This window comes from Thiomonas islandica (assembly GCF_055383445.1).
This window is the reverse complement of the sequence record NZ_AP042391.1, coordinates 18,035-31,013: the sequence shown is the minus strand read 5'-3', so window position 1 is coordinate 31,013 and position 12,979 is coordinate 18,035. Positions and strand designations below refer to the sequence as shown.

Genomic DNA, 12,979 nt, shown 5'->3' with positions numbered 1-12,979 from the left:
TGCTGCAGATGATGCGCGCATTGTGGAACGCAGCCATCACCAGCAGTTTGCGCTGGCGCAACACATATCACTCACTGTGCATGAATTGCCGCAGCCGGAACCCGAGCAGACGCAGTGTGGCGAAATACAGCAGGGCAGACGCACCGAGCAGCCCCAGCCCCAGCACCAGCCGCTGCAGGTCGCCGTGCGCACGGTCCCACGGCAGGGCGACTGCGCCCCAAAGCATCAGCGCGCCCAGCGGAATCTGCGCCAGCGCCACCTTGCCGGCGAACTGCCCCCAGCCCGGCTGAGGCTGGAACATGCCGCGCTTGCGCAAACCACGAAACAGCAGGCTGGCGTTGAGCATCGCGCCAATGGAGATGGCCAGCGCCAGCCCGGCATGTCCCAGCCAGGGCACGAACAGCAGATTCATCAACTGTGTGCAGGCCAGCACCACCAGCGCGATTTTCACCGGCGTGCGCAGGTCTTGCCTGGCGTAGAACCCGGGGGCGAGGATCTTGATGCCGATCAGCGCGATCAGCCCGATGCCGTAGGCCCGCAGCGCACTGGTCGTCGCCAGCACGTCGGCATGATCGAAACGCCCGTAGTTGTAGAGTATGGATACCAGCGGCTGGGCGAAGATCAGCAGCGCCACTGCGCTGGGCAGTGCCAGCACCAAGGTCAGCCGCAGCCCCCAGTCGAGCAGGGTGCTGTACTTGGCGACATCCTCGGTCGCCACCGCACGCGACAGGCTGGGCAGCAGCACCGAGCCCAGCGCCACGCCCAGGATCGCGGTGGGAAACTCCATCAGCCGGTCGGCATACGCCAGCCACGACACACTACCTGCGGCCAAATGCGAGGCGATCTGGGTGTTGATGACGATCGACACCTGCGCCACGGACACCGACAGGCTGGCAGGCAGCATCTGCTTGACCACGCGGTGCACTCCCTCGGAACGCCAGGCCTTGAGAAAGCTCAGCCGAAAGCGTGGCATCACCGCATACCGCCGCAGCGCCGGCCACTGCACTGCCAGCTGCGCCACCCCGCCGATCATCACCCCGATCGCCAGCGCGTAGATCGGCGGATGCACCAGCTTGTGCAGGGTCACTGCGGCACCGATGATGGACAGGTTCAGCAGCGCAGGCGTCACCGCCGGCACCGCAAAGTGCCTCCAGGTGTTCAGGATGCCGGCGCTGAGCGCCACCAGCGAGATCAGCGCGGCGTACGGAAACATCAGCCGGGTCATCCAGACCGCGGCGTCGAATGCTTGCGGGTGCAGGCCCGATGCGGTGAGCCACACCAGCACCGGCGACAGCAACACCCCGGCCAGACTGATGGCCACCAGGATCCACAGTAGCGCGGTGGCGACCTGATCGATCAATTCCTGCGTCTGCTCGGGCGACCTGGTCTGCCGGGTCTGCGACAGCAGTGGCACGAAGGCCTGTGAGAACGCGCCTTCGGCAAACATGCGGCGCAGCAGATTGGGCAGGCGAAACGCCACATTGAAGGCATCGGTCCAGGCGCTGGCGCCGAAGAGCGTGGCCACCATGATTTCCCGCACCAGGCCGGTGATGCGCGAGGTGAGGGTCAGCAGCGAGATGGTGGAGGCAGCCTTGAGCAGATTCACCGGGCGGCATTATAGAAAGCCCCTCTGGCCGGACTTGCGGGAGCCGGCGGGGTTTTGTCTATAATGGTCAGTTTTCCGAGCAGGCAACACGACAAGGATTTCGAACATGGCAACCAAAGCCGCAGCCAAGAAAAAGAGCGTTCGCACCCCGTCTGGGCGCAAACGCGCGCGTCAAGCGATCAAGGCCAACGCCGCGAACACGGCGCTTCGTTCGCGGTTTCGCACCGCGGTCAAGTCGGTGCGCAAGGCCATTGCCAGCGGCGATCACGCCAAGGCGATGGAAGTGTTCAAGGCCAATGTCCGCGTGATCGACTCGATCGCCGACAAAAAGATTTTCCACAAGAACACTGCCGCGCGTCACAAGAGCCGCCTGAACGCCGCGATCAAGGCGCTTGCCGCCTAAAGGGTCGTTGCCTGCTCCGGCTGGCGCCTGCCGCCAGCCACAAAAAAGCCCGCAGTTGCGGGCTTTTTGCTGGCGCGACCACTTGAGCGCGGTGCAGACGATGTGCGCTGTCAGGCCGTCTGGAACACCCGCTGCAGCGTGTCGCGTGCGGCCTGCAGATCGTCCAGAGCTGGCTCCGTGTCGATGTCGGTCAGACAAGCGTCGACCACCTCGAGCTGGTTGTCGCGGGCGAAATGAAGCAGGAAGTCGAACGCCATCGGCTCGATGTCGCGCAGCGACTCGCTCACGACCAGGCAGCGCACCCCATCGACCACGGTCGGCACGCAGTAGGGCGAGTAGCCCAGGTGCGCCTCTTTGCGGCAAAGTCCTGCCGGACGAAATCGCGCCATCAGGCCGGCGAGCCGTTCGGCCCAGTCGCTCGGGCGGAAGGTGCGGCCGTCTGCGGTGATGCCGCGGATGAAAATCTCGCGGGGTTTGACGAGTTGCAGGGTGCTGGGAATGGCGCTCATGGCTGAATCCGGAAAAAGAGAGAAGCAGTTTTGCTGCGGTGCCGCAATTATGCTGCATTGCAGTATTGCAGGGTAAACCCGAAGGGTGAGGTTGTGTTGCAGATGCAACAAATACTCCACCCAGTGTGCAGCATCGGGTGTCATCGGCCTCTCTCTATAATCAAGGCGCTACCCGGTGGTGCGCCGCATTGAGCTGGAACTGCCCGCCGGGTTTGCTATTTGCGAAGGAGAATCGCCCATGCCGACCCCAGCACCCACCGGGCCGTCCCATCTCATGCAGACCTACGCCAGGCTACCCGTCGCCCTTGCGCATGGCGAAGGCGCCTGGGTGTGGGACACGCAGGGCCGGCGGTATCTGGATGCGCTGTCGGGCATTGCGGTCAACACCCTGGGTCATGCGCATCCACGGCTGATTGCGGCGCTCTGCGATCAGGCGGGCAAGCTGATCCACACCTCTAACCTCTACCAGATTCCGCTGCAGGAACAGCTGGCCGGGCGGCTGTGCGCCCTGGGCGAAATGGACGCGGCGTTTTTCTGCAACTCCGGGCTGGAAGCCAACGAAGCGGCGATCAAGCTGGCACGGCTGCACGGCCATCACCGCGGCGTCGAGCGCCCGGAAATCGTGGTGTTCGAACGCGCGTTCCACGGCCGATCGCTGGCCACGCTGTCGGCCACCGGAAATCCCAAGGTGCAAAAAGGCTTCGAGCCGCTGGTCGAGGGCTTTGTGCGCATTGCACTCAACGATGCCTCGGCGCTACAAGAGGTGGCCAAGACCCACCCGAATGTAGTGGCCGTGTTCGTCGAGGCCATCCAGGGCGAGGGCGGCATCCAGCCGGCGCATGCCGACTTTCTGCAGGCGGCGCGCGCGCTGTGCGACCGTCACGGCTGGCTGCTGATGATCGACGAGGTGCAGTGCGGCACCGGCCGCACCGGCAAGTGGTTTGCGCACCAGTGGGCCGGGGTCAAGCCCGACGTCATCGCGCTGGCCAAGGGGCTGGCTTCGGGCGTGCCCATTGGGGCGATACTGGCGCGCGGCGCAGCCGCCATCACCTTCGGCCCCGGGCAGCATGGCACCACTTTCGGCGGCAATCCGCTAGCCTGCCGCGCTGCACTAGAGACGCTGGCGGTGATCGAGGACGAAGACCTGCTGGCCAATGCCGCGGCGCGCGGTGCGCAAATCCTGCACGCGTTGCATCACGGCCTCGACAGGGTCGACGGTGTGGTCGAGGTGCGCGGTCAGGGGTTGATGATCGGCATCGAGCTCGACCGCCCGGCAGGCGATCTGGTGCGCATCATGCTGGAGCGCGGCGTGCTGCTCAATGTCACGCAGGAGCGGGTCATCCGCCTGCTGCCGCCGTTGATTTTCACTGCCGAACAGGCAGACGCGCTGGTGCAGGCGCTGGTGCCCGCCGTGCAGGAGTTTCTGCAGGCGGCCACCGCACAACAACAATGACGAGGGAGACCGAGATGCACACCACGCTGCGGCATTACCTGCAGTTTTCCGACCTGACGCGGCAGGAGTACGACTATGTCTTCGCCCGTGCCGCGCTGATCAAGGCCAAGTTCAAGCGCTACGAGCCGCATCAGCCGCTGGTGGACCGCACGCTGGCGATGATTTTTGAAAAACACTCGACCCGCACCCGGCTGAGCTTCGAGGCCGGCATGCACCAGCTCGGCGGCGCGGCGATCTACATCAACACGCGCGACAGTCAGCTCGGCCGAGGCGAGCCGATCGAGGACGCGGCACAGGTGTTCTCGCGCATGGTCGACCTGGTCATGATTCGCACCTACGGGCAGGAGATCGTCGAGCGTTTCGCCGCGCACTCGCGCGTGCCGGTGATCAACGGCCTCACCAACGAGTTCCATCCCTGCCAGATCCTGGCCGATGTCATGACCTACATCGAGCATCGCGGGCCGATCCAGGGCAAGACCGTCGCCTGGATCGGTGACGCCAACAATATGTTCTACACATGGCTACAGGCGGCGGAAGTGCTTGATTTCACGCTGCATTTCTCAGGCCCTGCGGGCTACGGCCCCGACCTGAACCGCCCTGGCTACCCGGTGACCGCGGCGCAGGCAGCGCGCCTGCGCATCTTCGACGACCCGCACCAGGCCTGCGCCGGCGCGCATCTGGTCACCACCGATGTCTGGACCAGCATGGGCTTCGAGGCGGAGAAGCAGGCGCGCGAGCAGGCGTTCAAGGGTTTCATGGTCGATGCCCGCATGATGGCCCGCGCGCAGCCCGACGCGGTGTTCATGCACTGCCTGCCGGCGCATCGCGGCGAGGAAGTGGCTGCGGAGGTGATCGACGGCCCGCAAAGCGTGGTCTGGGATGAGGCAGAAAACCGCCTGCACGGCCAGAAGGCGCTCATGGAATACCTGCTGCTCGGCCGGCTGGACTGATGTCGAACTGCGCGCCCTAACAGGCCGTTGAAAAACGTCGCGAGGATGGCCAGATGCAAGGCGCATGGCGCGCAGCGACCGAGACATATCAAATAGATAGGCGAGGCAGCGAGCACCGTGCAACGCCGCAGATGGCCCACCGCAGTAGTTTTTCAACGGCCTGCTAAGGCAACACTGAATCATTCCGTGTGATGCTGCGGGATGGGATGAAAGGCGCACACCGCAGCCATAGACACAGCGATGGCGAACCAGGGGTACGCCGCAGACCGCCCGCAGGCCGAATGCGCGGCGTGCAGGGGACTTGTTCAGCGTTGCCCTAAGCCGCAATTAAGCCCGGCTGACGAGAATGTAGGCATCAGGCAGCGTACAGCATGCGCTGCCGGGAGTGTCTCGCATGTCCTCCACCCAATCCCCACAACACAACTCCGCGCAGCCCGGCTCCGGGGTGCGGCATGTCGATCTCCCCCTGAACGTAAGGCCACAGGCTGCGCGGCTGGTCGCCGAAGATCACGCAGCGATGCGTGCGCTGGGCTGGGTGCGCATCGCCTTCGGCGTGTTCTTCGCCATTAACCTCGGCCTGCATTTCAACTCGCAGTATGCCGCGCAGTTCGCCGCCAATGTCCGCCACGCGGCACTGGCTGCAGGGCAGCCGCATTGGCTCGGTGTCTGGGCCGAGGGCGTGCTGCAGATCATGGCCGCGATCGACATACCCAAGGCGGTGGCGCTGTTGTTCGGCATCGAGGCGCTGCTGACCGTAAGCCTGCTCACCGGCTGGGGACTGCCGGCGCTGGCATGGGTGGGGCTGGTGTACGAGCTGTTTTTGTGGAGCACGCTTGGCGGGCTGGGCGGGCCGTACACCAGCGGGGCGACCGATCCCGGCACCGCCATCGTCTACGCGCTGGGGTTTGCGCTGCTGTTGCTGCTGCGCGGCTGGCAGGGCGCGGCCTGGTCCGATGCACCGCTGCGTCGTCCCGACCGCCTGCGCGTGCGTTGGGCGTACTGGCTGTTTGGCCTGCTGTGGGCGTTCGATGCCTGGTGGAAATGGCAGCCCGCTTTTCTGCAGTACTTCTCCAGCTTTCTGACCAGCGCGCAGGCCGGGCAGCCGGCGTGGATCGCGGAGTGGATTGCGGTGTTCATCGGCCTTGGGCATGTGATCGGCATGGAGCGCTTTGCCGTGCTGGCGGCGCTGACTGAAACCGCGATCGCCGCCGGGCTGTTGCTCGCCCCGTGGCTGCCGGATTTGCCGCGCCGTCTGGTGCTGTGGGGCGGCCTCCTCTACAGCCTGCTGCTTTGGACGACGGCTGAGGGCTTCGGCGGTCCTTACGGGCCAGGTTTCACCGGCAATCGGGGCGATGTGCTGGGCACGACCACGGTATACGCGCTGCTGTTCCTGTTTCTGCTGGCGGCACAGGTCTGGCTGCGCCGCGCGCCGCCAGTGGACGCTGGGCCCACGACCCAGCTGGGCTGATCATTCGGCAGCATCGAGGCGCGACCTGCCGCATTGCCAGCACTGCGCGAACTGCGGCCCATGGCGTTCGCCGCAGCCGCAGCAGACCCAGCGGACGCCACGTACCGGCCTGCGCAGATCCTGCAGCAACTGCCGTGCGCGCGGCAGGTCGGCGTCGTCGAGCACCCACACCGCCGGATCGCACTGATCGGGCGGAATCTCCCCGGCGATGCTGGTGAGATAGCGCGAGAACACCTCGGCGCGAATGCCCGCGGCGTTCAGTGCATCGGCCCACAGCGTGGCGATGACCATGTTCGGCGCACTGTCCACGCGTTTCATCGTGCTCGGGCAGAGGTCAGCTCGGCATACAGAGTGCGGTACAGCGCCAGCCGTGCTGGGGTGATGGCGCTCGGGTCGGTGGTGAACACGCAGCCGGGCTCGTCGCGGTGAGTGCAGTTGTGGAAGCGGCACTGGCCGCGGCGCGCGCGGATTTCGACAAACCCATGTTGCAGCTGCGACACCGACAGATGGTGCAGGCCGAAAGACTGAAACCCAGGTGAATCCATCAGCGCGCTACCCGGCGGCAGGCCCGGAAGCTCGTACAGCCGCGTGGCCGTGGTGGTGTGCTTGCCGGCAGACAGCGCCTCGGAGATTTCGCGCGTGGGCGCTTGCGCCTGCGGCACTAGCAGATTGGTCAGACTGGACTTGCCCACGCCGGATGCACCCAGCAGCAGGCTGGTGCGGCCGCTGAGTAGGGCAGACAGCGCCTGCTGCGCCTGCTGCGGCGCGGCGCGCACCGATAGCTCGATGACCTCATAGCCCAGATCGCGGTACAGCGCCATTTCGGCCCGCGCGGCCGGCGCCTGAGGCAGATCACACTTGTTCAGCAGTAGGGTCACGGCAATGCCTGCGGCATCCACGGCCACCAGCGCGCGACCGATCAGCCCGTGCTGGATGCCCGGATGGGTGGCTGTGACCAGCAGCACGCGGTCGAGGTTGGCGGCGAACATCTTGCTGCGCCATTGGTCCTCGCGCCACAGCGCATTACGCCGCGGCAGCACCTGCGCGATCGCCAGCGGGGGGGTACCCGGGGCGAGGCAGACGAAGTCGCCGCAGACGACATCGGCCCGCCGTCCGCGCGGCACGCAGGGCAAGACGCGGCCATCGTCCAGCCGGGCGAGAAACTGCCTGCCGAAGGCGCCGACGATGCGCGCGCCCAGGCCACTGGCCTGGTCGTGGAGAGGCTTGTTGCTGCGCTTGCCTTTGGGGCGTTGGGGAAGGGGGCGTGCGAGGTCGTCCATACGTGGCGTTTTAGGGCAACACTGAACAAGCCCCCTGCGCGCTGCGCATCCGGGCTGTGGGCGGTGCGGCGTTACAAGTCCTCGCCACAGCGACGGCTATTGTCTCGGTGTGCGCCTTGAACCCATCCCGCAGCCCGGCCCGCAGCATCACAAGGACTGATTCAGTGTTGCCTTAGCGCGCGGTGCCCTGTGCGTAGACCGCGTCGACCTTGGCCGCGCAGATGAAGTCGTTGCGCGTGATGCCACCGGCCGAGTGGGTGTTGAACGCCACCGTGCAGCGGTTGTACTGCACCAGCAGGTCGGGGTGATGGTCTTCACGGTGCACCACCCAGGCCAGCGCGTTGACGAAGGCCAGGGTCTGGTAATAGTTGCCGAACGCAAAGGTCTTGCGGATGCTGCCGTCCGCGTGCTGCCAGCCCTCCAGCAGTTGCAGATAGGATGCGAGTGCGTCGCCCTGTAGGCGGTGGCTGGGGTCCAGCGGGGTGCAGTGCGCGTTCAGGAGATCGTCAAGGGTCATGGCAGTTCAGGCGGTGGCCGCAGTGGGGGAGGGCGATGCCGCGGCATCGGGCAGCGCGCCCAGGCGCTGCAGCCGCTGCAGCGCGGGCGGGTGGCTGTAATAGAAGCGTACGTACAGCGGATCCGGGGTGAGGGTGCTGGCATTGTCGCGGTACAGCGCCACCAGCGCCTCGCCGAGTGCGCGCGCGTCGCTGTGCTGTGCGGCGTAGGCGTCAGCCTCGAACTCGTGCTTTCGCGACACGGCTGCACCCAGGGGCGAGACAAACACTCCGAACACTGGCAGTACCAGGCTGAACAGAATCAGCGCCAGCGCATGGTTGGGTGCGAACAGATTGGGCGTCACGCCCAGCCCGACGTAGAACCATACCTGATTGGCCAGCCAGCCCAGCAGCGCAAAGCCCGCCAGACTTGCGCCGAACATCACCATCATACGCTTGAGAATGTGGCGCCGTTTGTAGTGCCCAACCTCGTGCGCGAGCACGCCCTCGATCTGCGCCGGGCTGAGCTGGGCCAGCAGGGTGTCGAACAGCACCACGCGCCGCGCCGCGCCCATGCCGGTGAAATAGGCGTTGGCATGCGCGCTGCGGCGCGAACCGTCCATGACGAACAGACCCGAGAGCGCAAAGTCGCAGCGCTGCATCAGCGCCTGGGCGCGGGTCTTGACCTCGCCGTCGGGCAGAGGCTGGAACTTGTTGAACAGCGGCGCGATCAGCAGCGGATACACCACCATCATCAGCAGGCTGAACGCGGTCAGCCCCGCCCAGGCCCACAGCCACCACCAGCTTCCAGCCACCTGCATGATCCACAGCACCAGCAGCGCGAGCGGTAGCAGGATGATGGCGCTGACCACGGCGTTTTTGAATAGATCGAGCACGTAGGAGCGCGGTGTCTGGCGGTTGAAGCCAAAGCGCGCCTCTAGCCCGAAGGTGCGCGCCACGTCCCACGGCAAATCGAGCAGTGTGCCAATCACGGCAAACGCCACCAGCAGCGCGAGCTGCCCGCCCAGCGCAGCGCCAAAGGTGCTGCTGACCCAGCCGTTGAGCAGCTGCAGCCCGCCTTCGAGTGTCCAAACCAGGACGATAACGGCGGAATACAGAGTGGTCCACAGCCCGAAGCGCAGCTTGGCCACGGTGTAGTCTGCGGCCTTCTGGTGGGCTTCAAGCGAGATGCTGCCGCGAAACGGGGCGGGCACGGCGTCGCGGTGCGCCAACACATGGCGCATCTGGCGTTGCGCCAGCCAGAGTTTGAGCGCCGTGCCGCCGATCAGCGCGCTGGCGAACAGAGCGCTCCATGCCAGGGCGAGATGTTGCGGGCTCATGCGAAAATCCTTTCTTTCCTGTCGCGACCGACAGTGTTGCCTCTAGATTATTCCACCCGGCCCCGCCTTGCTGCCTGCCGCCTCGTTGTCCATATTGAATGCCGTCCATGCCCGATTTCGCCGCGTCTGCCTTCCCCGTTCTCGCCTGCCATGATGACAACCTCATTTGGGTGGACATGGAAATGACCGGGCTGAATCCGGATACCGACCGCATCATCGAGATCGCGGTGGTGGTCACCGATCCGCAGCTCGAACTGCGCGTGGAGGGGCCGGTGCTGGCCATTCATCAGAGCGATGCGGTGCTCGCCGGCATGGACGCTTGGAACCAGAACACCCACGGCAAGTCCGGGCTGATCGACCGGGTGCGCGCCAGCACCGTGGACGAAGCGCAGGCGAGCCAGCTCATTCTCGCCTTTCTCAAGAACTACGTCCCGGCGGGCAAGTCGCCGATGTGCGGCAACACCATCTGCCAGGACCGCCGCTTCATGGCCCGCGGCATGCCCGAGCTAGAGGCGTATTTCCACTACCGCAACCTGGATGTCAGCACGCTGAAGGAACTGGCCCGCCGCTGGCGGCCCGAGCTGGTGAGTGCGTTCAAGAAACAGCAGGCGCACACCGCGCTGGCCGATATCCAGGAGTCGATCGACGAGCTGCGCCACTACCGCGAACACTTTCTGCGCGTGCCGGCGGCCGGGATGGACCCTGAGGCGCTCAGCTGAGCTGCTGCGCGTCGAAATCCTCCTCGCGGAATTCCCATTCTGGGCGGTCCTGCGCGCTTCTCTGCGCTTGCAGCCTACGCAGTTCCACACGGCGAATCTTGCCCGAGATGGTCTTGGGCAGCTCGAAGAATTCGATGCGGCGAATGCGCTTGTACGGTGCGGCCCGCGCGCGCACGAAGCGCAGGATGTCGCAGGCCAGCTCGGCGCTGGGCGCAAAGCCGACACGGCATGACACGAAGGCCTTGGGAATGGTCAGGCGCAGCGCGTCGGGGCAGGGCACCACGGCGGCCTCGGCCACGGCCGGGTGCTCGATCAGCAGGCTTTCCAGCTCGAACGGGCTGATGCGGTAGTCGGAGGACTTGAACACATCGTCGGTGCGACCGATGAAGGTGAAGTCACCGTCGGCATCGCGCTGTGCCACGTCGCCGGTGTGATAAAGGCCGTCGTGCAGCACCTGCGCGGTCTTCTCGGCGTCACCCGCATACTCGACCAGCAGACCGGTGGGGCGCGGCTCGGTTTCGACGCAAACCTCGCCTTCGTCGGCCGGGTTGCCGTCGATGTCGACCAGGCGAATGCGGTAGCCGGGCATCGGTCGGCCCATCGCGCCGGGTTTGAGCGGCTGCCCCGGGCTGTTGCCGATGAGTGCACAGGTTTCGGTCTGGCCGTAGCCGTCGCGGATGTCGATGCCCCAGGCCGCGCGTACCCGCTCGATCACTTCCGGGTTGAGCGGCTCGCCAGCGCTGACCAGCTCGCGCAGCGTCACGGGATGGGCCTTGAGATCGTGCTGGATGAGCATGCGCCAGACCGTGGGCGGCGCGCACAGGGTGGTGATGCCGCAGCGCGAGAGCGTCTGCAGCGTGGACGTGGCGTTGAAGCGGGTCTGGTTGAAGGCAAAGATGGCCGCGCCCGCGTTCCAGGGTGCGAAAAAGCTGCTCCACGCATGCTTGGCCCAGCCGGGGGAACTGATGTTCCAGTGCAGGTCGCCGCGTTGCAGGCCGATCCAGTACATGGTCGCCAGGGTGCCCACTGGATAGCTCTGGTGGGTGTGCAGTACCAGCTTCGGCTTGGACGTGGTGCCGGAGGTGAAGTACAGCAGCAAAGGATCGGTGGCCGACGTGGGGGCGTCCGGCGTGAACTTGGCGCTGGCGGCATCAGCCCCGGCCAGGTCGGTCCACCCCGTCGGGGCGGAGCCCGCGGCGAACCGGCCTGCCACCTGCGACCAGACCGCCTGCGGCAGTGCGTCGAATTTGGCGGCCTCCGGCGGCAGGCAGACCACGTGGCGCACCCCGCCGCGGGTGATGCGGTCTTCGAGGTCGGTCGGCGTGAGCAGGGTGGTGGCCGGAATCATGACCGCGCCGAGCTTGATGCAGGCGAGCATCACATCCCACAGCGCCACGCAGTTGGGTAGCATCAGCAGCAGTCGGTCGCCGCGCGCTACGCCCTGCGCGCGCAGGAAGTTGGCCATGCGCGATGAGCGCTGCGCCATGTCGGCATAGCTGTGGCGCGACTGGCTGCCATCTTCCTCGACGATCCACAGCGCCAGCGCCGGGTTGTCCTCGGCGATGCGGTCGAAATAGTCCAGCGCCCAGTTGAAACGGTCGAGCACCGGCCAGCGGAATTCGGCATAGGCGCGCGCGTATTCGGTACGGTGGCGCAGCAGCAGGTCGCGTGCCTGGACGAAGTCGGGGTGGGGTTGCGGCATGGTCGTCTCCGGGTGTTGTTTGTTATGCGACCATCGTATTGCGCAGCAGGCGCAGGTCACAACACCGGTAACCCTATGGGTTCGGCACGCTGATGCATGAAGGGTGTTCCCGCAAGCGCAAAGAGTGTGGCTCATCCCTCACTATGTGGGGCAGGCAGGGAGGGAGAAAGAGGCGTTCAAACCAATGCGTGCCGAATCAATCGTCTGGCATCGGCGCCAGACTGCGCGCGCAGGGGATCTGCGTGGTCTCGATCCAGCGCTGGCCGGCGGGCAGCAGCTTCACCGCGGTGAGCGCGCCGCCCCACAGGCAGCCGCTGTCCAGGCACAGCGCGTTATGCTCCCAGCGCAGCCCCAGGGTGGACCAGTGACCGAAGGCGATTGGGGTCTGCGCGGTCTGGCGCTGCGGCAGTGCAAACCAGGGCAGCAGCTCGCCATGGTTGCCATTGGCCTGCGCCTGCTTGTTGTGAAAGTCCAACCGCCCATAGTGCGGCCCGCTGGCCTGCAGAAATCGGGCGCGGGTGAGGGTGTTGACCACGATGCGCAGACGGTCGAAGCCGGTGAGGCTGTCGCTCCATTCGTCGGGCTGGTTGCCGAAAATCACCCGCAGGAAATCCACATAGTCGGGCGCGCGCAGGCGGCGCTCGACCTCAGCGGCAAGTTGCAGGGTCTGCTGTGCACTCCACTGCGGCAGCACGCCGGCATGCACCAACAGCCAGCCGTCCTCCATCAGCGCCAACGGGCGACGGCGCATCCAGTCGATCAGTTCGTCGCGGCGCGGTGATTGCAGGATGTCGTCCAGGGTGTCGGTGCGATGCGCCTTGCGCACGCCATGTGCCACGGCCAGCAGATGCAGGTCGTGATTGCCCAGTAAACACTGCGCGCTGTCGCCTAGGGCGATGAGCCGTTCCATACTGGCGAGCGACTGCGCGCCGCGGTTGACCAGATCGCCCAGCACGATGAGCCGGTCGCGCGCCGGATCGAAGCGCAACGCGTCGATCAGGGCGCTGAACGCGTCCGCACAGCCCTGCACATCGCCGATCAGATAGGTGGCCAAA

13 protein-coding genes are annotated in these 12,979 nt (G+C 65.9%); 5 read left to right on the top strand and 8 right to left on the bottom strand.

Translation table 11 applies throughout. The features are described from left to right. Nucleotides 1–67: 67 nt before the first annotated feature. Nucleotides 68–1,606, bottom strand: coding sequence for a murein biosynthesis integral membrane protein MurJ (gene murJ, locus ACZ47F_RS00165; RefSeq protein ID WP_464925293.1), 1,539 nt, complete (start codon nt 1,604–1,606; stop codon nt 68–70). A gap of 106 nt (nt 1,607–1,712) precedes the next feature. On the opposite strand from murJ, the gene rpsT reads away from it, so the two are divergent. Further along, a complete protein-coding gene (rpsT, locus tag ACZ47F_RS00160) occupies nt 1,713–2,009 on the top strand; it encodes a 30S ribosomal protein S20 (protein WP_464925292.1) in 297 nt (98 codons plus the stop codon). 110 nt (nt 2,010–2,119) lie between these two features. Here the strand turns inward: rpsT and ACZ47F_RS00155 are convergent, their stop codons facing one another. Then, a complete protein-coding gene (locus ACZ47F_RS00155; protein WP_464925291.1) occupies nt 2,120–2,518 on the bottom strand; it encodes a DUF3579 domain-containing protein in 399 nt (132 codons plus the stop codon). A gap of 238 nt (nt 2,519–2,756) precedes the next feature. Here ACZ47F_RS00155 and ACZ47F_RS00150 point away from each other — a divergent pair, with 238 nt between their 5' ends. The 3 genes from ACZ47F_RS00150 (at nt 2,757) to ACZ47F_RS00140 (ending at nt 6,389) form a co-directional block, all read left to right on the top strand. Next, a complete protein-coding gene (locus tag ACZ47F_RS00150) occupies nt 2,757–3,971 on the top strand; it encodes an acetylornithine/succinylornithine family transaminase (protein WP_464925290.1) in 1,215 nt (404 codons plus the stop codon). Nucleotides 3,972–3,985: 14 nt separating this feature from the next. Beyond that, nucleotides 3,986–4,921: an ornithine carbamoyltransferase gene (gene argF / locus ACZ47F_RS00145; protein ID WP_464925289.1), complete on the top strand. Its 936-nt coding sequence runs from the start codon at nt 3,986–3,988 to the stop codon at nt 4,919–4,921. Nucleotides 4,922–5,315: 394 nt separating this feature from the next. After that, nucleotides 5,316–6,389, top strand: a complete 1,074-nt coding sequence (locus ACZ47F_RS00140; protein ID WP_464925288.1) for a hypothetical protein — start codon at nt 5,316–5,318, stop codon at nt 6,387–6,389. Here the strand turns inward: ACZ47F_RS00140 and ACZ47F_RS00135 are convergent, their stop codons facing one another. From ACZ47F_RS00135 to ACZ47F_RS00120, 4 genes are all read right to left on the bottom strand, one after another. Next, on the bottom strand, nt 6,390–6,707 hold the full coding sequence (locus ACZ47F_RS00135; RefSeq protein WP_464925287.1) for a putative signal transducing protein: 318 nt from the start codon (nt 6,705–6,707) through the stop codon (nt 6,390–6,392). Continuing rightward, nucleotides 6,704–7,669: a ribosome small subunit-dependent GTPase A gene (gene rsgA / locus ACZ47F_RS00130; protein ID WP_464925286.1), complete on the bottom strand. Its 966-nt coding sequence runs from the start codon at nt 7,667–7,669 to the stop codon at nt 6,704–6,706. Before rsgA ends, ACZ47F_RS00135 begins: the two co-directional genes overlap by 4 nt. Before the next feature lie 172 nt (nt 7,670–7,841). Beyond that, on the bottom strand, nt 7,842–8,186 hold the full coding sequence (locus ACZ47F_RS00125) for a 4a-hydroxytetrahydrobiopterin dehydratase (protein ID WP_464925285.1): 345 nt from the start codon (nt 8,184–8,186) through the stop codon (nt 7,842–7,844). 6 nt (nt 8,187–8,192) lie between these two features. Then, entirely contained in the window at nt 8,193–9,503 is a 1,311-nt protein-coding gene (locus tag ACZ47F_RS00120; protein WP_464925284.1) for a M48 family metallopeptidase, read from the bottom strand. A gap of 107 nt (nt 9,504–9,610) precedes the next feature. Here ACZ47F_RS00120 and orn point away from each other — a divergent pair, with 107 nt between their 5' ends. Next, nucleotides 9,611–10,222 (top strand): oligoribonuclease, encoded by a 612-nt coding sequence (orn, locus tag ACZ47F_RS00115; RefSeq protein WP_464925283.1) that lies wholly within the window; start codon nt 9,611–9,613, stop codon nt 10,220–10,222. On the opposite strand, the gene ACZ47F_RS00110 is transcribed toward orn, so the two are convergent. Both ACZ47F_RS00110 and ACZ47F_RS00105 read right to left on the bottom strand, forming a co-directional pair. Further along, a complete protein-coding gene (locus tag ACZ47F_RS00110) occupies nt 10,215–11,924 on the bottom strand; it encodes an AMP-binding protein (RefSeq protein WP_464925282.1) in 1,710 nt (569 codons plus the stop codon). The genes orn and ACZ47F_RS00110 overlap by 8 nt on opposite strands. Nucleotides 11,925–12,120: 196 nt before the next feature. Further along, a complete protein-coding gene (locus tag ACZ47F_RS00105) occupies nt 12,121–12,978 on the bottom strand; it encodes a symmetrical bis(5'-nucleosyl)-tetraphosphatase (RefSeq protein ID WP_464925281.1) in 858 nt (285 codons plus the stop codon). Nucleotide 12,979: the final 1 nt, after the last annotated feature.